The sequence below is a fragment of the Acetobacter fallax genome (assembly GCF_011516735.1).
Lineage (GTDB): Bacteria > Pseudomonadota > Alphaproteobacteria > Acetobacterales > Acetobacteraceae > Acetobacter > Acetobacter fallax.
The window spans coordinates 41,237-65,109 of sequence record NZ_WOSX01000004.1 but is presented as its reverse complement, the minus strand read 5'-3'; the positions used below and the strand labels follow the sequence as shown (position 1 = coordinate 65,109).

18 protein-coding genes are annotated in these 23,873 nt (G+C 60.3%); 6 read left to right on the top strand and 12 right to left on the bottom strand.

Translation table 11 applies throughout. The annotated features are described in order from the left end of the window. Nucleotides 1-12: 12 nt before the first annotated feature. Nucleotides 13-1,353 (bottom strand): tRNA (N6-isopentenyl adenosine(37)-C2)-methylthiotransferase MiaB, encoded by a 1,341-nt coding sequence (gene miaB / locus GOB85_RS03830; RefSeq protein ID WP_173576374.1) that lies wholly within the window; start codon nucleotides 1,351-1,353, stop codon nucleotides 13-15. Between the two features lie 345 nt (nucleotides 1,354-1,698). Next, complete coding sequence (locus GOB85_RS03825) at nucleotides 1,699-2,751, bottom strand: lysophospholipid acyltransferase family protein (protein WP_173576305.1); 1,053 nt, start codon at nucleotides 2,749-2,751, stop codon at nucleotides 1,699-1,701. A gap of 198 nt (nucleotides 2,752-2,949) precedes the next feature. Here GOB85_RS03825 and GOB85_RS03820 point away from each other — a divergent pair, with 198 nt between their 5' ends. From GOB85_RS03820 to GOB85_RS03810, 3 genes are all read left to right on the top strand, one after another. Then, complete coding sequence (locus GOB85_RS03820) at nucleotides 2,950-5,028, top strand: autotransporter assembly complex protein TamA (protein WP_173576304.1); 2,079 nt, start codon at nucleotides 2,950-2,952, stop codon at nucleotides 5,026-5,028. 86 nt (nucleotides 5,029-5,114) lie between these two features. Further along, nucleotides 5,115-9,371 carry a translocation/assembly module TamB domain-containing protein gene (locus GOB85_RS03815; RefSeq protein WP_408737027.1) on the top strand — a complete coding sequence of 1,419 codons (4,257 nt, stop codon included), beginning with the start codon at nucleotides 5,115-5,117 and terminating at the stop codon, nucleotides 9,369-9,371. 104 nt (nucleotides 9,372-9,475) lie between these two features. Next, nucleotides 9,476-10,348 (top strand): DUF3592 domain-containing protein, encoded by an 873-nt coding sequence (locus tag GOB85_RS03810; RefSeq protein WP_173576303.1) that lies wholly within the window; start codon nucleotides 9,476-9,478, stop codon nucleotides 10,346-10,348. 136 nt (nucleotides 10,349-10,484) lie between these two features. Here the strand turns inward: GOB85_RS03810 and GOB85_RS03805 are convergent, their stop codons facing one another. The 6 genes from GOB85_RS03805 to GOB85_RS03780 form a co-directional block, all read right to left on the bottom strand. Continuing rightward, complete coding sequence (locus tag GOB85_RS03805; protein WP_173576302.1) at nucleotides 10,485-10,979, bottom strand: RNA pyrophosphohydrolase; 495 nt, start codon at nucleotides 10,977-10,979, stop codon at nucleotides 10,485-10,487. A 19-nt stretch (nucleotides 10,980-10,998) separates the two neighbouring features. Then, a complete protein-coding gene (locus GOB85_RS19160; protein WP_173576301.1) occupies nucleotides 10,999-12,312 on the bottom strand; it encodes a divergent polysaccharide deacetylase family protein in 1,314 nt (437 codons plus the stop codon). A 22-nt stretch (nucleotides 12,313-12,334) separates the two neighbouring features. Then, nucleotides 12,335-13,789: a S41 family peptidase gene (locus GOB85_RS03795; RefSeq protein WP_173576300.1), complete on the bottom strand. Its 1,455-nt coding sequence runs from the start codon at nucleotides 13,787-13,789 to the stop codon at nucleotides 12,335-12,337. A gap of 269 nt (nucleotides 13,790-14,058) precedes the next feature. Next, entirely contained in the window at nucleotides 14,059-15,462 is a 1,404-nt protein-coding gene (locus GOB85_RS03790; RefSeq protein WP_173576299.1) for a murein hydrolase activator EnvC family protein, read from the bottom strand. A gap of 53 nt (nucleotides 15,463-15,515) precedes the next feature. Then, entirely contained in the window at nucleotides 15,516-17,066 is a 1,551-nt protein-coding gene (gene gpmI / locus GOB85_RS03785; RefSeq protein WP_173576298.1) for a 2,3-bisphosphoglycerate-independent phosphoglycerate mutase, read from the bottom strand. Nucleotides 17,067-17,821: 755 nt separating this feature from the next. Beyond that, complete coding sequence (locus tag GOB85_RS03780; RefSeq protein ID WP_173576297.1) at nucleotides 17,822-18,016, bottom strand: hypothetical protein; 195 nt, start codon at nucleotides 18,014-18,016, stop codon at nucleotides 17,822-17,824. 249 nt (nucleotides 18,017-18,265) lie between these two features. Here GOB85_RS03780 and msrB point away from each other — a divergent pair, with 249 nt between their 5' ends. After that, a complete protein-coding gene (gene msrB / locus GOB85_RS03775; protein ID WP_173576296.1) occupies nucleotides 18,266-18,664 on the top strand; it encodes a peptide-methionine (R)-S-oxide reductase MsrB in 399 nt (132 codons plus the stop codon). 116 nt (nucleotides 18,665-18,780) lie between these two features. Then, nucleotides 18,781-19,431: a uracil phosphoribosyltransferase gene (gene upp / locus GOB85_RS03770; protein ID WP_173576295.1), complete on the top strand. Its 651-nt coding sequence runs from the start codon at nucleotides 18,781-18,783 to the stop codon at nucleotides 19,429-19,431. A gap of 276 nt (nucleotides 19,432-19,707) precedes the next feature. On the opposite strand, the gene GOB85_RS03765 is transcribed toward upp, so the two are convergent. From GOB85_RS03765 to GOB85_RS03750, 4 genes are all read right to left on the bottom strand, one after another. Further along, nucleotides 19,708-20,112 carry a flagellar biosynthesis regulator FlaF gene (locus tag GOB85_RS03765; protein ID WP_173576294.1) on the bottom strand — a complete coding sequence of 135 codons (405 nt, stop codon included), beginning with the start codon at nucleotides 20,110-20,112 and terminating at the stop codon, nucleotides 19,708-19,710. Further along, nucleotides 20,109-21,713: a tetratricopeptide repeat protein gene (locus GOB85_RS03760; protein WP_173576293.1), complete on the bottom strand. Its 1,605-nt coding sequence runs from the start codon at nucleotides 21,711-21,713 to the stop codon at nucleotides 20,109-20,111. Before GOB85_RS03760 ends, GOB85_RS03765 begins: the two co-directional genes overlap by 4 nt. Nucleotides 21,714-21,890: 177 nt before the next feature. After that, complete coding sequence (locus GOB85_RS03755; protein WP_173576292.1) at nucleotides 21,891-22,898, bottom strand: flagellin; 1,008 nt, start codon at nucleotides 22,896-22,898, stop codon at nucleotides 21,891-21,893. Between the two features lie 99 nt (nucleotides 22,899-22,997). After that, nucleotides 22,998-23,402 (bottom strand): flagellar biosynthesis repressor FlbT, encoded by a 405-nt coding sequence (locus GOB85_RS03750; RefSeq protein ID WP_173576291.1) that lies wholly within the window; start codon nucleotides 23,400-23,402, stop codon nucleotides 22,998-23,000. Between the two features lie 196 nt (nucleotides 23,403-23,598). On the opposite strand from GOB85_RS03750, the gene GOB85_RS03745 reads away from it, so the two are divergent. Continuing rightward, nucleotides 23,599-23,814: a dodecin gene (locus GOB85_RS03745; RefSeq protein ID WP_198912186.1), complete on the top strand. Its 216-nt coding sequence runs from the start codon at nucleotides 23,599-23,601 to the stop codon at nucleotides 23,812-23,814. Nucleotides 23,815-23,873: the final 59 nt, after the last annotated feature.

The window sequence follows — 23,873 nt, the reverse complement described above, 5'->3', positions numbered from 1 at the left end:
CTGACAGTTGGGTCAAGCGAGCGCGCACTCCTCAGTCAGAGTTCCGGCCAGCGAGTTGCTGAGCCGTGTCGTGATCAGCACCGGACGAACCGTGCCAACCAGCTCATCAGTCCCGTCCACATGAACGGGCTGCAACCACGGCGACCGCCCGACCATCTGGCCCGGCTTCCGACCGCGTCCGGTGAACAGAACAGGTGCCACACGATCCACCACCGAACCGTTAAAGTCATCCTGCTGTTCACGCAGAAGCGCCTGCAACGCCTGCAGACGCCGATCCTTCACATCCTCAGCAACCTGCAACGGCGCTCCGGCCGCAGGCGTGCCCGGACGAATGGAATACTTGAACGAATAGGCCAGCGCAAAACCAACATCGCCAATCAGCCGCATCGTCTCCTCAAAGTCCTCATCCGTCTCACCCGGATGGCCAACAATGAAATCAGACGACAGCGCCAGATCCGGCCGCGCCACCCGAAGCCGGTCCACCAGCCGGCGATATTCGTCCGCCGTGTGCCCCCGGTTCATCGCCTTCAAAATGGAATCTGAGCCCGACTGAACCGGCAAATGCAGAAACGGCATCAGCTCGGGCAGATCCCGGTGCGCCGCAATCAGTGCATCATCCATGTCACGGGGATGAGACGTCATGTAGCGAATGCGCTCCAGCCCCGGAATCTTCGCCAGCGCGTAAGCCAGCCGCGCCAGCCCCCACACGCCACCATCCGGCCCCTCGCCATGATACGCGTTCACATTCTGCCCCAGCAGCGTGATCTCCCGCACCCCACCAGCCACCATCCGCCGCGCTTCGGCCAGAACCGAAGCCGCCGGACGGCTCGCCTCAGCGCCGCGCGTGTAAGGTACAACACAAAAGGAGCAGAACTTGTCGCAGCCTTCCTGAACGGTCAGAAACGCCGAAACATTCGCCGCCGTCTGCGGCGCCGCGTCCTGAGGCAGAAAATCGAACTTCTGCTCGGCCGGAAAATCCGTGTCGATCACAGATCCGCCCGCCCGCGCCGCCCGTGCCACCATCTCCGGCAGCCGGTGATAGGTCTGCGGCCCAAGCACAATATCCACATAAGGCGCGCGCTTGAGAATCTGCTCGCCCTCCGCCTGCGCCACACAGCCGGCAACAGCCAGAACAGTCTCCCGCCCCGCCGCCTTCCGCTCGTCCCTGATCACCCGCAAACGCCCAAGCTCGGAAAATACCTTCTCCGCGGCACGATCGCGAATATGACAGGTATTGAGAATAATCATGTCAGCATCAGAAGGATTATCTACCGGCGCATATCCGAGCGGCCGCAGCACATCCGTCATCCGCGCACTGTCATACACATTCATCTGGCATCCCCAGGTGATCATGTGCAGACCACGACGCGCGCCGCCATTCCGGGAAACAGGGGAGGGAGACACATCGCGCGTGTCAGAAATGTCAGGGATGGGGGCGAATTCAGTCGTCACAGCTCAGGCTCGCTCCGGCAGGCCGCCGGACCATTCCGGACGACGGAACGGAGAAATCATGCGTGAAGACGCGCCGGTCAAGACCCCGCCCCGGTCATCGCACCGGCCAGAGCTGAAAAACCGACATCGTGAAAACCGGCGCCGTCACGTCGGGAAGACCAGAATCCTGTCAGAACCCGAACTCCTCGCAAGAGCTACAAAACCCGACCAGACACCGCTTTTTCCGGGCCTCATAAGAGACCCGTATCAGGCAAAAGACGGACGAGTCTTGTCAAGAGAAGCTTTATCACGTCCACACGACGCCGCCCGATCGGACGCTTTCAGCTCCCATTCCGGCACCTCAGGGTCCGTATTCTGCCGAAGTCCGGCCGCTCCCGTCGTCACCGCCCGCCAGGTCGCCATCGCCAGCGCTTTCCGACTCGGAAAATCATCCGGGTCCAGAGGCGGATGCAGCAAAACCGAGGCCCGCATCGAACGCCACTTCACGAGCTGCCAGAGATGCGGACCAAGATCCATGTCGCCATACCACGCAAAAACAGGCCGCCGCGCCTTGCCAACAGGCAGCCCGTCAAGCTGATCGTAAACCACTGAAACCGGCTGAATCAGCGGCACCATTCCAGGCGGAAACGAAATGCCCATATCCTTCGGATCCACGTTCCGCAGACGCGGCGGCTTGGCGATCGCAAAAAACGCCGACATAAACGGCAGCACACGTGACCCGTCCGAAGAGGTCCCCTCCGGAAACAGCACCAGATTATCGCCACCCGCCAGACGCGAAATCATCTCATCCCGCTCACGCCCGGTCGTGTTGCGCTGCCGGCTGACAAAAATCGTCCGCCCGATCTTCGAAACCAGCCCCATCACCGGCCAGTGCTCAATGTCGCCCTTCGCCACAAACACAGAGGGGAGAATCGTCCCCAGAACCGGCACGTCCAGCCAGCTCGAATGGTTCGAAACATAAATCACAGGACGATCGCCACGCGCCCGCGCCCGCGCCCCGCCAACAGTGCCCGCCCGCCGGCCGATCACATTGATCTTCAGTGACAGCAGCTTGCAGATCACGCCCCAGATCACCCGCGTCCAGCGAATCTTCGCCGTCCCGGGAACCAGCAGCAGACACGCCTCAAACCCGACCGAGGTCGGAACCCAGACCGTGATCGCCGCCAGCCGCGCGGCAGCGCGCACACGACGATAAATGCTCCGCCCGGCCACCAGGCGCTCGTGCGCGTCAATCCGGTCCAGTTCATCAGGATCAATCCTGAAAGGCGGTGTGCGCCGCTTCAGCAGAGGAACCTTCATGCCGGGTCCGACCAGGACAGAGTCATGCTGCCCGCCATCAGACGCGGGCAAAGAAAAGCCAGATTCATGCCCTCTCATAGCCTCAAACAACCGATGACGACAACGCACGGGAAAGGCAGACAAAAAATCGTATGAAAAGAGGGATTTTTCAGCCTGACCCGCATCACTTCGATACGTATTCATGTCATTAAGAAACTGATGAGAGGACGATTTTCCCTTCCCCTGCGCCGTCGTCAGACCCGCGCCCCGCTGTCAGAGCCCCGGCAAACCAGCTCCGAACGCTCAGACCCGCAAGGCCCGGCGCGGATTCGTCATGCCCCCCCGAAAGTCCGCGCTCCGGGCGCGCTCACCCTCCTGCTGGCCGCCACCGCCCTTGTGTCACTGCCCTCAGTGGCCACCGGCAAGGCAAAGCCCGTGGCAAAAACAATCGCCCCGACCGGCCCGACGCTGCCCTACACAACAACTGTCGTCCCCACGAAAAACGCCGATCTCGATTCCGCGCTCACCGCCTCGTCCGATCTGCTCAGCCTGCAAAAAACCCACGCCGTCGGTCCGTTTGCCCTCGCTGGCCGGATTCGCAGCGAATACGCCCGTATGACCACCGCCCTCGAAAGCTTCGGGTACTACGACGGTCACGTCACCATCACTGCCAAACGCCCCAAAACAGCCAAAGCGCCGCCCGACATGCAGATGGACGGCAACGACATCAATCTCCCGCAATGGCTCGGCAACCTGCCTGTCGGCGAAACCCTCGCCATCGAAGTGACCGCGAAACCCGGCCCGCTCTACCATCTCGGCTCCGTCAAAACCGTCTCGGCAGATAAAAAGCAGCCTGTCACACTCTCAGACGCCGAAAAAACCGCCTTCGGCCTGAAGTCCGGAGATCCCGCCGTGGCCTCCAATGTGCTCAAAGCCGGAGACGACCTGGCCGGAACCCTCCAGGAAGAAGGCCACCCGCTCGCCAATGTCGATGCCCCCACCGCCTTCCTTCAGCCAGCCACGCAGACCCTCGATGTCATCTATCCCGTCACCATCGGCCCCAAAGCCAATATCGGCCCCATCACCCTGAAGGGCCTCGACAAGACAAAGCCCGCCTTCATCCGCCGCCGCCTCACCGTTGGAACCGGACAGCTCTACCAGCCGTCGAAAATCGAAAATGCCCGTCAGGATCTCGCCTCTCTGGGAATCTTTTCAACCGTCAGCGCCAAAGACGCATCAAAACTCGCCCCCGATGGCGCCATGCCGCTGACCTTCAGCTTCGCTGAAGCCAAACGTCATTCCGTCGGTGCCGAAATCGGTTACTCAACCGATCTCGGTGGCCGCGTCGGCGCCACCTGGACGCATCATAACCTGTTCGGCAACGCCGAGCGGCTGCGCCTGACCGCCCTCATCACCGGCCTCGGCGGGTCCGCCCAGCAAGGCCTCGGCTACGATGTCTATGCGGATCTGTTCAAACCGGATTTCCCCGGACGAAACCAGAACGCCAGCTTCCGCCTCGAAGGCCTGAAACAGGATTTCTATTCCTATCGCCAGACCGCCCTCATCGCCCGCGCCGGCATCGTCCGTCGCCTCAACCGGCACTGGAACATCTCCTACGGCCTCGCCGCCGAACAGGAGAAAATCGAACAGTTCTGGGTCACCAAAGATTACACCATGATCTTCGCCCCCGTTTCCGCGAACTTCGACAACACCGACCTGGCCTCGCCACTCCTCCCCGCCACACGCGGCTGGCGTGTCTCGCTCAGCGCCACCCCGTCAGCCTCCTTCGACCAGGGCACCTCCTTCTTCGCCCTGCTCCAGGCCAACGCCTCAACCTATGTCGATCTCGCCCGAACCGGCCTCACCAGACCCGGACGCAGCGTCTTCGCCTTCCGCGCCATCGTCGGCAGCGTCCAGGGCGCCTCAACCTTCAACATCCCGCCCGATCAGCGCCTCTATGGCGGCGGCACAGCCACCATCCGTGGCTACCGTTATCAGGGCGTCGGACCGCAATTCGCCGGCACGAAATACGCCATCGGCGGCACCTCACTCGATGCCGGCACCATCGAATTCCGTCAGCGCATCCTGAAAAGCTTCGGCGCAGCAGGCTTCGTCGATGCCGGTCAGGTCGGCTCCGGCAGCGCCCCTCTCCACGGAACTCTCCGTGTCGGCGCCGGCGCCGGCGCCCGTTACTTCACGCCCATCGGCCCGGTCCGCCTCGACATCGCCGTCCCGCTCAACCGCCCGCCCCGTGGCGATAAATGGGAACTCTATATCGGCCTGGGAGAGACATTCTGATGCCCCCCGATCAGAACGATCACAACCAGTCCGATCACAACCAGTCCGATCCGGGCCGGAACGACGCGCCCCATAACGGCGTCGCCATGCCACCGGAAAGCCCGAACCCGCCCTCCCGCATGGTTCCACCGGCCCCCGCAAGCACGGCAAAGCCCCGCCGCTCCTGGCCCCGTCGCATCGCAAAAGGCACAGGAATCGCCGCGGCATCCGTCGCGGGTCTCGCCGTGCTCACCATCGGTGTCGTTCTCGTCGCCGCCAACACCAGCCCCGGCCGTCACTTTCTCGAACGCGAAACCGCGTCGCTGACCGGCAACACCGTCCTCATCACCGGCCTCAAAGGCCGCTTCCCCGATGCCCTCCACGTCGGTCGCCTCGAACTGCGCGACACAAAAGGCGTCTGGCTTACACTCGAAAATCTCGAATTCGACTGGTCGCCCCTGCGCATGATCGGCCGCACCGCCCGCGTCGATCTCGTCAGCGCCGACCGCCTCGCCATCCCGCGTCTGCCCTATTCCGACCCGAACCAGCCCACCGCCCCGAGCACAGGCCCCACAAAAACCGGCCTTTCCATCGACATCCGCAACGTCGACGCCCGCCGCATCGAAGTCGGCGCCCCGCTCGCCGGCATCCCCGCCGTCCTCGCGCTCAAAGGCCACGCCGCACTCCCGCGCCTCGACGCCCTCCTCAACAGCCCGTCCTTCAAAAATCTTCCCGTCGCCGACATCGTCCTTGATATCACCCGCCTCGACGCCGCCGGAACCCTGACCCTCACCGCCAAAACCGACGCAAAACACGTCAACCTGAAACTCAATGCCCAGGACGGCAAAGACGGCATCGTCGCCGGCATGACCCACATGCCCGATCTCACCCCCGTCGCCCTGGCCATGACCCTCAACGGCCCCACCGACAGCGCCGCACTGGACCTGAACGCCGATGCCGGAAACATCTCCGCCACCATCAACGGAAAACTGAACCTCCTCGCCAATACCGCCGACATCGCCGCCAGTCTGACCGCGCCGGCCATGACCCCGGGGCCGGCCATCAGCTGGCAGGCCGCAAGCCTCACCGCGAAACTCAGCGGCCCGTTCGTCGCCCCGTCGGGAACCGGCACCCTCACGCTCGACCGCCTCGTCGCCGGCAGCACCCAGGTCGGCTCCCTCAACGCCAGCTTCGACGGAATGGGGCAGGGCGATCAGATCAACCTCCTTCACCTCCACGCCACCGCCGATGGCCTCAGACTCCCCGGCAGCAACCCAACCCTCCTCGCCACAGCACCGCTTCAGCTCGACGCCACCTACGCCCCGAACGATCCGGCCCGCACAGCCATCCTCTCGCTGAGCCACCCGATCCTTCAGCTCGCCGCGAAAGCCGCCACCAGCCCCGCCATCAAAGGCACCGCAAACCTCACCCTGCCGGATCTCGCGCCCTTCGCCGCAATGGGCGGCCAGAAACTCGGCGGTCATGCCGGACTGACCGCCGATTTTGCCCTCCCCGCCAAAGGGGGCGACACAACAACCCTCAGCCTCAACGGCGATATCGCCGCCCTCAGCGGTCTCGAACAGGCCGTGAAACTCATTGGCGCCAACGGCAAGCTCGCCGCCCAGGCCACCATGAAGGAAAGCGGGCAGGGAAAAGAAAACGGGGGAGGGGGCCGCACCATCCATCTCGACAGCCTCACCCTGGACGGCAAAGCCCTGCACCTCACCGTAGCCGGAAACGTCGTTCAGAACGGCGCGCAAAACGGCGGCAAAACCACTCTGGACACCCAGGCCAGTCTGACCCTGCCAGACCTCTCCGCCACCGCGAAAACACTGCGCGGCACCGCAAAGCTCGATCTCACCGCCACCGGCCCAACCGACGATTTCGCCGCCAAAGCCCATCTCGCCAGCGATTTCGGCACGGCCACCATGCCCAAAGCCCCCATCACTCTCGACGCCGACATCGCCCATCTGCCCACCATCCCGCAGGGCCACATCACCGCCGCCGGCACCCTCGACCGCGCCCCGCTCGCCCTCGACGCCACAATCGCTCAGGACACCGAAGGCACGCGCCACCTCACCCTGACCAAACTCGCCTGGAACAGCGTTCAGGGCAGCGGCAAGCTCGATCTCCCGTCGAAGCGCAAAATCCCGCTCGGCACCATCGACATCCGCATCGCCCGCCTGGCCGACCTGCGCAACCTCATCGGACAGCCCGTCTCCGGCGCGCTCGACGCCTCCCTCAGCAGCACAGCCGCCACCCAGAACACACCAATCAGCACAAAGATCAACGTCACCGGCACCGCCGCAATGGCCCCCTACAGCGTCGGCAGCATCAAACTCGCCGGCACCGTCATCGACCCGGAAGGTTCCCCGGACGCCAATCTGACCCTCGCTCTCGACAGAGTAACCGCCCCATCCATCGCAGGCAGCCTCAACGCCACTGTCAAAGGCCCCCAGACCGCCCTCGCCGCCACAGCCCAGGCCCGCTTCTCACAACTCTACGGCGCACCCGGCACGCTCAATCTCGCCGCCCTGGCCAACATCCCTGCCGAAAGCGTCAAAATCAGCCGCCTGACCGCCACAGCAAAAGGCGAAAACCTCCAGCTCGAAGCGCCAGCCACCGTCTCTTATGGTAAAACCATGGGTGTCGATCGCCTCCGCGCGACCGTCGCTCCGCACGGTGTCGCGCCTGCTTCAATCGACCTCGCCGGCACCGTCAAACCCGCCCTCAACCTCACAGTCTCGATCAAAAACGTCACTCCCGCCCTCGCGCAGCCCTTCGCCCCGACGCTGCACGCCACCGGCACCCTCTCCGCCGCCGCAAAACTCACAGGCACGCTCGAAGCCCCCCGTGGACACGTCGAACTCACCGGACGCGGCCTGCACATGACCACCGGCGACGCCGCCTCGCTCCCGCCCGCCTCAATCGACGCCACCAGCGACCTCGCCGGCGCCACCGCCCGCGTCAACGCCCATCTCGCCGCCGGTCCAAAGCTGAATGTCGAAGCCAATGGCACCGTCCCGACCTCAAAAACCGGCCCCATCGGCCTGCAAACCCACGGCAACCTGGATCTCTCCCTCGCCAACGCCATGCTCGGCGCCAGCGGCAGGCAGGCCCTCGGTCAGATCAGTTTCGCGCTCTCGGTCGCCGGCACCGCCGCCAGCCCGCAGGCCACCGGCACCGTCACCCTGCATAACGGCGACGTGCAGGACTTCGCCCAGGGCCTCCATCTGCAAAACATCGAAGCCGCCATCGTGGCTGAGCACGACAGCCTGGTCATCCGGTCCTTCGTCGCCCATGCCGGAAAAGGCACCATCAGCCTGAATGGCCGCGTTGGCGCCTTCGCCCCCGGAATGCCGGTCGATCTGCACCTGACCGCCGCGAAAGCCCAGCCCATCGCCAGCGACCTGCTCACCGCCCTGATCGATGCCGACATCACCGTCAAAGGGCAGGCCGATACCCGCGTTGACGTCGACGGCCAGATCACGCTGCCGCATGTCGAAATCAATATCCCGAACTCGATGCCCGGCTCGGTCGCCACCCTCAACGTCGTCCGTCCCGGAGATAAAAAACCGGACGAGACCGAAAAAACCAGCAGCCGCGTCATCGGTCTCGACCTGAAACTAACCTCTCCCGGTGAATTTTTCGTCCGGGGTCACGGCCTCGACGCCGAAATGGCTGGCAACCTCCATGTCGGTGGCACCGCCGCAACCCCCAGTATCGAAGGAGGCTTCGACATGCGTCGCGGCCTGTTCAGCCTCGGCGGCATCACCCTCAACTTCACGCGCGGTCGCGTCGCCTTCAACGGCTCCGGCGTCCGCCATAAACTGGACCCGACCCTGGACTTCGAGGCCGATCGCAATGTCGACGGCCAGACCGCCATGCTGAAAGTCACCGGATACGCCAGCAACCCAAAGATCGGCTTCGATTCCATTCCGCAACTGCCGCAGGATCAGATCCTCGCCATGCTGCTCTTCGGAACGGACTCTCACTCCCTCTCCACAGCACAGATGGCCGAAATCGGAGCGGCCCTCGCCACCCTCGCCGGTGGCTCCGGCTTCGACCCGCTCGGAACCGTCCGGAAAACCCTGGGGCTCGACCGCCTCGCCATCGGCGGCGGCTCCGGCGTCGGCAATGGCGGCACCAGCATCGAAGCCGGGAAATACGTCATGAAAGGCGTCTATGTCGGCGCCAAACAGGCCACCTCCGGTTCAGGCACCCAGGCCCAGGTCCAGGTGGACCTCACCAAACACCTCAAACTCAACACAACCGTCGGCACCGGCGGCAACGTCACCGGCTTCACCACCCCCGAAAACGACCCCGGCAGCAGCGTCGGTCTCCTCTGGCAATACCGTTATTAATCAGGAAGGCAGACGAAGCCGGAACCACACTCTCTGACACACCGGGTCCCACCCGACAAAAAAACGAAACTGTAACGGTCCTGGAACAGTCACGCCACAGCACGATGCTCCCGCCGGAACTGGATCAGCCTCTGCCACGTCGTGTCTATAAAAAGGAAAAGACAGACGGCGGACTGGCAGTGGCAGCCATCCTCGGGCTGGTTTTCTACGTACCGTTGCTGCTCACGCTCATCGTCCTCATGAGCGTGAGCCTTCTCAAAATGAACCGGCTCATCACCAGCGGACATAATGTTTCCGCCATTGTTGACGCATTGTCCGTGATAAAAACAAAATCCGGCGTCAGTCACCGCGCCGATTATTCCTTTGCTCTGCCGGACGGAAGGCGGTTTCACGGAACCGAAAACATCTCCGTCTCTGACTTTCACCTTCTCAGCACCGGTCAGAATCTGACGGCCGTCTACGAGCCATCAGAACCCGGAAATACTCATCTCGCGAAATACATTCAGGCAGACCGGACAAAGCTTTACAGACTAACTGACATGCTCTGCTTTGTTCTCATCGGCGCCCCTGCTTTCGTCATCGTCTGCAGTATTATCTTTGTCCGCCGACAACGCGCGAAAGAAACATATCTTCTGCAATGGGGCACCGCATCCCGAGCCCGTATTATCGATGAAAAACAGATTCGTGTTCGATTCGGCTTCCGAACAAAACTGACATGCGCCTTTCATGACAACACCGGCCGCGCCCGGACAACAACGTGTAATGATCTGCCAGGCCTGAAAGGCCTGTTATTCCCAGCGGACGCGACTCATCCGGTCAATGTCATTCGCAGCAATCCGGTCGTCCTGTTCGACCCATGCAAACCATCGCGCAGCCTTATCTATCCATTTTCCATGATGACCTGCGAAAAGCCCGCCGGTTCAGCGAAGATCAACCATCCCGGCGCTCCACCCAGAACTCAGAAGAGCGCCTCATAAGCTCCTCTGTCAGCGAACCGGTACCCGTTTTAAAGCAGATTCCCCGGTTCACCATACTCACAGCCCACATGCCGCTCCGTTCTCCGGTGCTCAGAAATCCAGGCCAGACACGTCTTTCGCGATCACCCGAAGACAGTCACACGAACCGGGCAAACCCCGCCGCCAGCTTCTCATAAACCGGCTTCTTGAAACCAGTATTCAGAAGCGGCAGCTCCGTCAGCTCCACCCACTTCCACGCATCAAACTCCCGATGCGCCTGCAGATCGAGCCGGATCTCACTCTCATCACCAGCAAACCGCAGCGCAAACCACTTCTGCGTCTGCCCCCGAAACCGTCCGCCCAGCGCCTTACCAATCAGATGCGCCGGAAGATCATAACTAAGCCAGTCCGGATACTCCCCGAGTACAACAAGCGATGTCATGCCTGTCTCCTCCCGGACCTCGCGCAGAACCGCGACCTCCGGCTGCTCCCCGTCGTCAATGCCTCCCTGCGGACACTGCCAGACACCCTCGTCAGCGCCCCCTCCGGCTCCCGGCATATCCGTTCGCCGCGCAACAAATACCTGACCGGAAGTGTTGAAAATCACCCCCCCGACATTGCGCCGCAAGGGGAGGGAAGACGGATCAGTCATATCTGCCTCGTGTCCGTTATCAGTGCTGAGCCACCGGAGCCTTCGCTCCTCCTGTCGGTGATGCCGCGGAGGGCTGAAACACAGGAGGAGAGGGCGCCGCCAGTGGCACCGCTGTAACGGAAGACGGCCCGTGAAAAGACTGCCCCACAACCGCGGCCGGAGCCGGCACCAGCGGAGGCGCGGAACTCTCAATATGCACAGGCCGCACACTATCCGACGGCCCGGATATCGGTGCCGGATCAGCACCGAGAGAACTCACAGGAACAAGCGTCACACCCTTGCCAGCCAGCCCCCGGCTCCACTCCGCAATCCGCTGCAAAAGAACCGGACGCATCGGCCCGGCAACACCAATCGCGCTCCCGGAGCTCTTCGCCATCTCCACCAGATGCGCCAGCTGCCCGTCCACACCGGCACTGTCAGCGCTGGTGTCAAACGTCAGTGCCGCATTCGCCCCGACAACAGGTCCGATCCACGATGTTCCCGGCGTAGCGTTCAGATAGCTCAGCCCCCGTGCGTCGAGTTCCTTCGAGACCATCCGAAAATCAGGCGACTGTGCATAAGCATCACCGTCCAGCCCGGAAAACGCATTCGTCACGCCGACATACCCATTCAGGCGCGACAAAGCCCACTCCAGGTTTTTCCGGTCAGCAGCGGATGAATGATCATAGCCAAGCGCCTTAGGCCCCTCATCATCCAGCGGTGCCGTCGAAGGCTGCATCGGCAGAGCCAGGAAAATTTCATGTCCGCTCTGTCGCGCCCCGCTGAGCAGATCCTCTCTCGGCGGCGCATAAGCCGGTATAGCAAACGAAACGGTCGAGGGCAGATCCTGCACAGCCGTCCGGCTCATATCCTCCGACAAACCAAACCCGTCCAGCAGAATGGCAATCCGGGCATTCCCCGCCGGCACCGAAGGCGCTTCCGCTGCATAAACCTTACGCGGCAGAGAACCATCAGCTCCGATCTTCGGCAGACTGTGACCAGGCTCATCCGGCGCCGCCTCCATCAGGGCGGGCAACGGAGCCGGAATGGCATGAACGCCGGGAGGTGGCGGGGCAATGGCGGCCTCCGGAGGCGAGGAACGCGCAACCTCCTGACGGGACGCATCAGAGGCCTTCCTCGTATCCGTTGCCTTCGCTCCCGCTGCTGGCGGCACAACCGCCGGAGCACCGGAGCGACGCAACGCCGACAGTTCCTGCAACGTGATTGCACCCAGCAGGGCAACAATCGAAACCCCACCCCAGAACTGGAAAAACAGGCGCCCCGAACGTGGCAGCCGCTGCCAGAAAGAGGGAAGGGACAGGCGGCCCGCGTTAGAAACCGACGCCGCGTTCACACCGGCCTGATGAGACAAGTCGTTAGTGATGGGGGACCTCGCTCTTTGATTTGCCGGGAGTTACCGCAGGCAGAGCCGCGACAGGATCAGGCGCAGGAACGCCAGCCATGCTGCGAACCACACGCAGTCCTTCCTGTAACTGGAAATCAGTTGAAGCTTTCGTCATGTCATAAGCAGGCCAGTTTTCCGGCGGCTCGTCAGGAATCTTCGACGCAATAGCCGGAAGATCATCACGGACCGGCGGCTTCGTCTGATTGCCGCCCTGATTTTTGATGATGTGCGACAGATCCGCTTCACGGATGCTGAACACCGGATCTTCCCGGCTCTCCTTCACCACGATGTCCGGTGCAATCCCCAGCCCCTGAATCGATCTGCCCGACGGCGTGTAATAACGCGCCGTCGTCAGCCGTACCGCGCCATTCCCCGGAATCGGCATGATCGTCTGCACGGAGCCTTTGCCGAACGTCTTGGTGCCCACCAGAACAGCGCGATGATGATCCTGCAAAGCGCCGGATACGATCTCACTCGCAGACGCCGAGCCGCCATTCGTCAGCACAACGACCGGCAACCCGTCCGTCATGTCAGTGCCTTTGGCATCCCAGCGCTGGCTGTCCTTCGGATGGCGCGCCCGCGTCGAGACAATTTCGCCATTGCGAACAAAAGCCGAAGACACATCAATCGCCTGATTGAGCAATCCACCCGGATCGTTACGCAGATCAATGACAAGACCGCCCGTCAGCTTGCCGCCGGCCTGCTGCTTCAGCTTCTCATATTCCCGATGAAGCTCAGTCGAAGTGTCTTCGGTAAACTGCGGAACGCGAATATAAGCCGTCTTGTCATAAAGAACCGACTTCACACCCTCGATCCGGATGGTCTCCCGCGTCATCGTCAGCACAAGCGGCTTCGTCGTCTTCGGACGGATGATCGTCAGCGTGATCTTCGTGTTCGGCTTGCCGCGCATCTTCTCCACGGCGTCGTTCAGCGGGCTCCCGTCAATATTATGCCCGTCAATGGCAACGATATAATCGCCCGGCTTGATCCCCGCCTTCCAGGCTGGCGTCCCATCAATCGGTGACACAACCCGGACGTGCCCGTCCTCGCCCTGAACCTCCAGACCAAGACCGCCAAACTTGCCCGTGGTCTGCACCTGCATGTCCGCATACTGCTTCTCGGTCATGTAGGAACTGTGAGGGTCCAGCCCGCTGAGCATACCATTCAGGGCATTGGTGATCAGATCCCGGTCAGACACCGGATCAACGTAATTGGCGCGCACCAGATCAAAAATGCTGCCGAACAGCGTCAGCAGCCGATACGTCTCGGCGTGACTGTTGGCCGGAGCCGCTGCCGGCGCCGTATCCGCATAAGCAACGGGCACAACCGATCCCGCTCCCACCTCAGCGACACGGACAAGGCCAGGACCCGCCACAATCCCGGTCAGGAAAGCGGCGCCGAACAGCAGGCCAGTGCGAAATGTCATACGGTCTCGTCTCCTGATGCCGGACCGTTGCGCACGGCCGGCAAGTCCCTCATCTCTCAGCACGAATCGCCCCGCCCGAAACGGATGATCGGAGGCAAGTCTTACTATCCGGCTAAGCCACGACCTTAGCCACTATCAGTCGCGTCGAAAACCGCCCCGCATCGCAATCCTGCGGCCAGCGCGAATTCCCCTCCCGACAGTTCAGCGAAAATTCGCGCTCACAACAAGTCCCCGACACCATGGGCCGATTGCCCGCCCACGCCATACCCTCACAGAAACGGCGTCGGGTTGACCGTTTTCTGCCCATGCCGAACCTGAACCAGCAACGTCGCCGAACCGCCCCCACGCGGCATCGCCCCGATCGCAGCCCCCTTCGCCAGAGCCTGTCCGGTCGCAACATCCAGCGCCCCGAGCCCCGCCAGAACAAAGCGATACTCCCGCCCGCAATTCAGAATCAGCATCTGCCCGTAACTGCGAAACGGCGCGGCAAACTCCACAGTCCCCGAACACGGCGACCGCACACTCGTCCCTCCGGCCACGGCATAACTGTTTCCCGTCGCCGGTCCCGCTTCAGTCTGCTCACCCCAGGCACTGATCAGCCGACCCGCCACAACACCACCGCCACCCGGTCGCCCCCCTTCCGAAGGCGCCACCACCACCGGCGCACTCCGCCCGCCACTCTCTTTCCGCGCCGCCACCCGCCGCCGCGCCTCCTCGGCAAGCTGCGCCCGCCTGGCCCGCTCCGCCGCCTCAGCCTCGCGCTGCAACTGCGCCATCGCCGCCGCCTCCGTCGCCACGATCCTGTCAATCGCCGCCTGAAGCGCGGACGCCCGCGCCGCCTCCTGCGTCACATGCGCCGCCGACTGCCGCGCCGCCGCATTCGACCGAAGCTGCGCATCCCGCGCCGCCTGCATCTGCGCCGCCAGCGCCTGTTGCTGCTGACTCTGCTTTTCCTGAACCGTGCCGACCTCGCCCAGCCGCTCCGCCAGCGTCCTGTTCAACATCGCAAGTTCCTGCCGCTGCAACTGCACAGTCTCCGCCCGTGCCTCAAGCGTCTTCGCCAGTCCACGGACAATCAGAAGTCCCGTCACCGCCTGCTGCGGCGATAAAGGTCCGGTCAAAAGCGTATCGGAAGGATAAAGCGACAGCCGCTGCGCCACAGGCAGAACCGGCATCAGGGCGCGCGCCTCCGCATCAAGCTCCGTCCGCAGCTGCTCCTGATCGGCATGCAGCCCGTCAATCTGATCCTGAAGCGTCTGAAGCCTCGTCTCCGTCTGCTGCAACTGCCCCGCCGCCGAAACCGTCGCCGCCGAAAGCGACGTCGCCCGGGCCCTGTCTTTCTCAGCCTGTGCCGCCTCCGCCGCATTCACGTGCTGCGCCACCGCCAGCCGCGCCTTCTCCTCATCCCGTTGCCGCCGTAACAGCGCTTCCTGAGTCCGGGCCGCTTCCAGCGCCGCCTGGGAAGCCGATGGCCGCGCCACAGTCCCACGCTGGGCCGCCGCATGATGCGCACCACTCACGCTATGCTGGTATCCCCGCGCCATGCCCGGCACGGAGCAGGCCCACCCGCCACAAAGCAGAAGAACACCCACGACAAAATAATCGCGCCGGAACCGGGGCGGCAAATCAGTCCTGTCCCGATGCAGCAACACCATACGAACCCGTCTCGTCATCCGTTCGTATGATTATCCCAAAGAGTGAACATCCTGCTCAGGCAATCCAACCCTCAGTCAGCCCTCTCAATGAGAGATTTCCCCGTCATCACCACAGGCTGCGGCAGTTTCATCAGTTCCAGCAATGTCGGCGCCAGATCCGCTAGTCGCCCGAGCCGCAACTTTGCATCGCCAGCCCCGACCAGCACGCAGGGAACTTTGTTCAGCGTATGCGCCGTATGCGGTCCGCCCGTTGCCGGATCGCGCATCGTCTCGCAATTGCCATGATCCGCCGTAAACAGCAGCGCACCGCCCTGCCGCTCAATCGCCTCAGCAATACGGCCCAGCCCGGCATCAACCGTTTCAACAGCCCTGATTGCCGCCGATAACACTCCCGTATGGCCAACCATGTCCGGGTTCGCGAAATTCAGCACGATCAGATCATATTTCCCGCTCCCGATCGCCGCGACAGCCTTATCCGTCAGCTCCGGCGCCGACATCTCCGGCTGAAGATCATACGTCGCAACCTTAGGGGAGGGGACCATAATCCGATCCTCCCCCTCAAGCGGCGTCTCCCGCCCGCCATTCAGAAAATACGTCACATGCGGATATTTCTCAGTCTCTGCCATCCGCAACTGCTTCTTCCCGGCGCCGGAAACCACATCCCCCAGCAACTCCACCAGGTTCTGCGGCGGAAACAGCACCGTCGTCAGCTTCGCCAGATCGTCGCTATACCGCGTCATCCCCACAGCCGCAGCGAAATGCCGCACAACCTTCCGTTCAAACCCCGAAAACGCCGGATCAAGCAGCGCCATCAGTAACTCACGAATACGATCCGCCCGGAAATTGAACGACAGAATCCCATCACCATCCTTCGCTCCGGCAAAATCCCCGATCACCGTTGGCTCAATAAACTCATCCGTCGTCTTCGCGGCATAAGCCCGCTCAATCACCTCAGCCGCCGAACCCGCCCGTGGCCCCGAAGCACTCGTGATCACATCATAAACCCGCGACACGCGTTCCCAGCGATTGTCGCGATCCATCGCGTAATACCGACCCGAAACCGTCGCGAGCGTCACCCCGTCCGGCAACGCCTTCACCAGCCGCGAGACATAATCCCGCCCCGATTGCGGCGGTGTATCACGTCCGTCCGTAAAGACATGAAACGCAACCGGAACCCCCGCCGCCGTCACGATTTCCGCCAGCGCGACCGCATGATCCTGATGCGCATGCACTCCGCCAGGCGACACCAGCCCCATCAGGTGACACGTACCCCCCGATGTCTTCAGCGTCTCAATAAATGTCGTCAGAACCGGACTCGCCGCCAGACTCCCGTCCCGGATCGCCCGACCGATGCGCGGCAGTTCCTGCATCACCACCCGTCCGGCGCCGATGTTCAGATGCCCGACCTCCGAATTGCCCATCTGGGCATCCGGCAACCCGACATCCTCACCGCTCGTATCCAGAAATGTATGCGGACAATTCGCCCAGAGCCGGTCAAAAACCGGTTTCTTCGCCAGCCGGACCGCATTGTCAGAATCATCCTCACGCCAGCCAAAACCATCAAGAATGACAAGCATGACAGGACGGGGAGCCGATGAACGCTGAGTGTCGGAAGCAGACATGAGGTGAGCCTTCTTTTTCAAATTGTTATTGCCCGCATCATGACACTTCCCGCGCGCCGTTCCAAGCACAGGCGTGCGGTCGGGACCGATTGTCACAACAGCCCGACCCGCAACTGTCAGCTAGGAAGGGCCTGCGTCCAGATCCTGCCCGATAGCAAAGCGCTACCCTGAAACAGGCGAGGAAGTTCACGCTTCCCAGCCCATTATATGCCTGACTGCCGCAGGGCCTTGCCCGTGATGACCACCAGCAGCCGCAGAACCCCGGCAACCATTTTGTTATCAACACGCAAGGGTGCAGAGGCCCGCGATCCCTCCCGGATTCAGGCAGAGTCCTTACTTTCGTTAAGAGGCTGTTTCAAAAGCCTCACTGCCCGGCGAGAACGTCCCCTGAAGGGCGTGACCGACATGTATTTTGAGCACGGAAGCGGAGCGACCGTATGGGCCGTGAGCATCGGAGCGCAGAAAACGCGCGTTGGATCATCTGCAAAGGAGCTTTTGAAACAGCCTCTCAAAGCCTGCTTCATAATAATTCTCTGCCAGAGTGCCTCAGCCCACAATCCGCCGCATATTTTTATCAATCCACCGGGCCGCCAGGCTTCGATCCGCCCGGCCGCGCCAGCGTTCACATAAGCCTGTCCAGCCCCGCTCAGGACGATCCCGGAAGCGGACCCTTCTTTAACTCACGGGACCAGTCCGCAACTCTCTGTCGGGAGCAGGATCCGAAACCCGCGAAACAGTCACCGAAAAACAAACCGCTATTTGCCTTTCGCCGAACCATTATCGCCCGGACCGGTCGACTTCCCCGATGAAGGCGGATCACTGGCAGGAAATGTCCCGTCGCCCGTCTCGTCCAGTCTGTCCTGACATTCAGGCCCACAGCTCTCAAATTCAGGCTCGGCTTCTTTTTTATGCAAAGGTTTTGTTTCAGAAATTTTCGTTTTGGCAGTCATGATGTCCTCCTGTGATTCCTGTGTCGGACACAAGAAAAACGTCACGCCACCGCTCTGGTTCAGATCAGTTCAGAATATGAATAAAAATTATACATTATGGAAGCAGGATACCCCGAGCCACACAGGCCACATCACCGCGCCGCCCGTATCCATTTGACGCAGGACAGACCTCACAGGGTATAAGGGGGCAGAAAATCAGCCACTGTCGGCGGGGCAGGGCGACAGTCAGCGCGGCAAAGGGGCTATGCCATGTCCGAAGAACCACAACCCGTTTCACTCTGCGGCACCCTCACCGAAGAGCAACTTCGGGTCCTCAGACAGCACGGCACCGAACGTCCCGGCTCCAGTGACCTGAATCACGAAAAACGGACCGGCATTTACCGCTGCGCCGCCTGCGGCACAGCGCTCTTCTCCTCAGAGACCAAATACGAAAGCGGCAGCGGCTGGCCATCCTTCTTCTCCCCGATCCCCGGAGCAGTGGAAACGGAAACCGACAACAGCCTCGGCGTGACACGCACTGAAGTTCACTGCGCGAAATGCAAAGGCCATCTCGGACATGTCTTCCCCGACGGGCCGCCACCGACCGGCCTGCGCTACTGCATGAACGGTATCGTCCTCGACTTCCGCCCGGAGAAGCAAGCCGGCTGACCGGGACACCGATCAGACAAACTGACCCCGAAGCCACCCGAAAAACCACACCCCGTCCCATGGCTCCGATCACCTCATCCCGAAAACGACATCTCTCAAAACAGGCAAAGGCTTCAATGACCGAAACAGCAGCGCATTCCGGCAACGTCGTGGTTGTCACTCACCCCCTCGTCCGCCACAAACTGACAAGATTGCGGGATGCCTCCACTTCCACCGCCGGCTTCCGCCGTCTGGCGCGCGAACTGAGCCTGCTTCTCTGCTACGAGGCTACCCGGGATCTGAAGCTCGAACCGGTCGAAATCAACACCCCGATCGAACCCATGACCGGCGAGAGACTGTCAGGGAAAAAGCTCTGTTTCGTCTCCATTCTTCGCGCCGGTAACGGCATCCTCGACGGCATGCTCGATCTCGTGCCCTCGGCCCGCGTCGGCCATATCGGCCTCTTCCGCGATCCGGAAACGCTCCGCCCCGTCGAATATTATATGAAACTGCCGGACGATATCGGAAACCGGGACTGCATCGTCGTCGATCCGATGCTCGCCACCGGCTACAGCGCGTCCGCAGCGATCGACAGACTGAAAAACGCCGGCGCCGAAAACATCATCTTCGTCTGCCTGCTCGCCGCGCCCGAAGGCGTGGCCTGTCTCTCAAAAGCCCACCCGGACGTCAAAATAATCACTTGTGCCGTAGACCGGGAACTTGATGACCATGGATACATTCGCCCCGGTTTGGGCGACGCAGGAGACCGCCTCTTCGGAACAAAATGACCGGAGAATCCGTTCCCATAGCTCTGTCAGCGTCGCTCGCCTGTGCTTTCCCAGGGCTTCGTCCCGGAACCCATCAAAGGTCACAGACCTTTGGAAACCATTTTATTATTAATCAACAGGGGTACAGGGGCCTGCGGTCCCTGACGGGTTCGGGCAGAGCCCCGATTCCGCCAGCCCTTCGAAAAAACTACAGCTCAACCCGCAACGCGAACAGAGCCTTCCCTGTCCAGGCCTGTCACGTGATCAGGTAAAAACCTGATCACGATTTCTTCCGGATCAGGCCGTTGCCAGTTTGAAGTTGTGAACGGGTGCCTCTGTGCTGGCCTCAGAAGCTCCGACAGTTTTTTCCCGCAATCCATCCAGCATGTCACGATTGATATCAATCAGAGGTTTGAGGCTGATTTTTTCCAGCATCGCACGGACGCAATAGCGTGTTGCCCAGAAAGAAAGCTTAAAAAGATCCTTGCGCAGATCGTCGGGAATTCCATTGTTCTGGACATCCATCTCACGCAGTACCGCAGACCAGAGCTTCTGATTCATTGAGAGCGCGTGCAGCCGTGCTTTCTCATCTCTGGCCCGTTCCAGAAGAGAAATGGCCTGACTGAAAGCCATTGCTTCAATCTGCCGGGAAGACAGGAGGTTTGCAGCCCCCTGATTGTAGCGCTGAAGACCATATTTCATGTTAAAGCCTCATATTCACTATTCAGGATACAAGCGGCCTCAGGGGCATTGTCATGCAGTACACGCTGTAATTCTTCTGCCGCCAGCGCTATGGCATGGTCCAGACTGCCTGGCTGTGACCGGAAAATGCGCATGGTCGGATACCACGGCGTATCATCGCGATTTTCGAGCCAGCGCCAGCAACAGTCACTGCGGGTGAGCATCCACACCGGCTTACCCAGAGCCCCGGCGAGATGCGCGACAGAAGTGTCAACCGAGATCACAAGATCAAGGTTTTCTATAATGGCCGCTGTATCAGCCATATCCCTGACATCGTTCATGGGATCCACGATTGAGATCCCTTTAAGCGACTGAAGTTCACCGGCAGGTTCACCAAACTGCAGATTGACGAATGTGACGCCAGCCTGCGACGTAATCGGCGCGAATGCTTCCAGAGAAGTCGATCTGGCACGGTAGGCTATCCCATATTCAGGACGCGCCCTCCCACTCCACACCAGTCCGATTTTCTTTCTTCCAGGCTTGTCGCGAAGCCAGGCAAACCGGCTTACATCTTTCGCATATGGAAAAAAATATGGAACATCATGAGGAATTTCTGTTCCAATATAGTGCATCAATGCCAGCGGAAGACTCAGAAGCGGGCAGTTGAAGTCATGCTCCGTTGAAATCTGCTCGCTCAGATCACGAACCTCAACCGGCCACGGAAGAGTTCTGAAAAGGCGGACAAGAGGCGTGCACACGACAAGAATAAGCCGGGCACCCAGTGATGTCAGATATGGAATATACCGAACAAACTGTATGACATCTCCCATTCCCTGATCACCCGGCAGAAGAAGCGTCTTCCCGGAAATACTTCCTTTCCCGCGCCAGGGTTTTGATTCCGGAAGCTTCTGAACGGAAGGGCGAAGTTCGTTCTGTTTCCAGCCTTTTTCATAATCGCCACTTTTGAGATAGGCGACCGCAAGTCCGAACCGCATCTGTTCATTTTCAGGACTTTGTAAGAACGCACGTTCATAGAAAGGCATCGCTTCCTTCGAACGATTGAGAGCAATCATGAGATTGCCTATGTTGCTCAGCAGAGAAGGGTGTTCCGTATTCGGCATGCCATAGAAAAATTCGGCAATCTGCAGTGCCTGTTCAAAAGCCCCGGTCCATCCCGGAGCCGAGACAAGCACCGGAAGGTAGTATATATTTTTTTCTGACTGCTGAATCAGCTTTATGAATAAGGCACAGCCTTCAGCAACCTGTCCGGCACTGATCAGTTCGGATGCCAGAGCCGCCTTGAGAGTCGCCTCATCCGGTCGTTTTCCGAGGCACCATTTCAGACACCGGATAGCGATATCATGACGCGCCACTGACCCGATAATCGAAACAGCAGAAATAACAGTATTCGCATCATTGATATTATCAGAAACAATTTTCAGAAGTTCCGGAACGGCGCCTGCCTCATCGCCTCTCCGCATCTGACAGTCGAGAAAAGCCAGTTTCCATTCCAGCTTTTCAGGCTGCAATTCAATAGCCTTTTGAAAAGACGCCATCGCTTCGGTATGCATGCCAGTCTGCCAGAGAAGACGCGCAAGAAGCGCATGACCCTCAGCCCACACAGGAACGATTAGTAATCCGGATCTTATTTCTTTGATGTTGGCAGCATTGTTATAATTATCCATTAATCGTGTAATTTTTTTACATATTGTTTTGCATTAATACCGTTTTTCTGTACAATCATATGAAATATATCCAGAAAGATCCCTGAGGGGAGAAACCTCCCCTCAGGGTATATTTTAGCGGAACAAGGTAAGAATGTTCTGCGAAGACGATTTCGCGATCGAAAGAGACGAAATTGCAAGGCTCTGCTTTGTCTGCAGCGATGTCAGCTTCGCACTTTCTGCCGCCATATCCGCATCCGTCAGAGCGCCAACACCAGCTGTCAGCGAGTCCGAAAGATTGCTCGAATAAGTCGTCAGACTTGTAATAGTCTGGGTGTTTGAACCAAGCGTCGATGCAACATTGCCCATGGCCGTGATCGCGTTCTGAACGACTGATACCATGTCTGCAATATTGGTGGATGATGACTCGTTGGTTTCTGTCAGAGTACCGTCCGTACCCACGAAGGCATTAGTACCTGTCGTGGTCACAGATGAATCGCCAGCCTTCATACCGGAAGACAGACCAAGCGCATCGGTGAGTGTGGTAGCGTCAAGCGTGGCGCTCAGCCCCCCGACAGACCCCGTGATACCCGAGAGTGCGCTACTACCAATAACATTGCTGATCTTCGCCGTTGAACCCTGAAGACCTGTCAGATAGCTCAGATCGCCTGCGGTCACCGCACCCGTAGTGGCACCCTGATTGGCCGTATTGGCGTCGGTTGCCGTTGTCAGCAGGTTGACACCGTTGACCGTAGCGGCGCGGGCGGCGCTGTTGATGGTGTCCAGATAGCCGTTAATTTCCTGCGAGGTCTGAGCCAGCGCAGTAGCATCACCCTGGTTCGTACCAAGAGAAGTCACAGCGGTCTGCAGCAACTGCAGCGTGCTGATAATCGTCGACACAGCAGAGGTCGTCGTGCTGACTGTCTCTGCTGCGAATGAAAGACCATCATTCACCGCGGAAAGACCGGAAATGTTACCATTCATCTGCTGCGCAATGGCATACGTAGCCGGGCTGTCGCTGGGCGAGCTGACCTTCAGGCCGGTCGAAACTTCGTTCTGCGTCTCGTTCAGCTGATTGGTCGTGTCGGTCAGCGACTCAAGTGCAACCATCGCGCCGACATTGGTGTTGATCGAAAGTGACATCAGATTTTCTCCATGTGTTCACTGCATTTTTCGCAGTAACGCCATAAAGCACCTCAATTACTAATCTTCGATTAACATCCCGGACAATGTCTCAAAAAACTACAACCCGCCCGCATCCTGCAACACGGCATCCTCATGCCGCACAATCCGCCGCGCAATTTTCAGCGCCCGGTAAAACTGCCCCTCTGTCGCCTCCCGCAACGCATCGGCCAGCAATCCACGAGCCGACTCCGAAGTCGTCTCCTGTATGAAAGCCGTGATGTGCAGCGTCGCCTCAGCCAGAGCCGCCTTCCGCTCCTCAGCCGTTCCGACATATGCTGTCTGCAACGCATAATAGATCAGCCGTGCCGGCGTGTTCGCTTCCTCCGGCCGCATGATCTGTCGTCCGAAAAGAAAATCGGCCCGGTTCGTCAGCCGGATCTGCGCGCCCGTCAGAAAATGAACACCGGCCCCGTTCAGGATCATCCTGTCGTCAGCTTCAAGCCGAATACCAAGTCCCGCCATTTTGCGTCTCTCCATGCGTGTTTCGCAACGGAGCCTTTATCGACGCAGAATATTGATGACTGGTTACTGGCCGCACCCAAAAGGAGAAAGAAAACCTCTCCTTCACCCGGATGTCACCGGAACCCGCCTCGCGCTGGCGCGTCAGACACCACATCAGCAAGGTGTCTCATAGCACCGACACGCAAAAAGGAAAACGATGATGTCCGATCACGTCTACAAAATCGTCGAAGTCGCCGGCTCATCCCCCGACAGCGTCGAGAAGGCCATCACCAACGCCATCACCCGCATCGGAAAAGATGAAAAGCACGTCCGCTGGTTCGAAGTCACCAGCACACGCGGCCATGTCGAACATGGCAAAATCAGCCACTATCAGGTCACCCTGAAAATCGGCCTCACCCTCGAAGAAGAATAAGAGGCTGCTTCAAAAGCCTCACTGCTAAGCGCCGGCAAAGGGGCTAACAGCCTCCAATC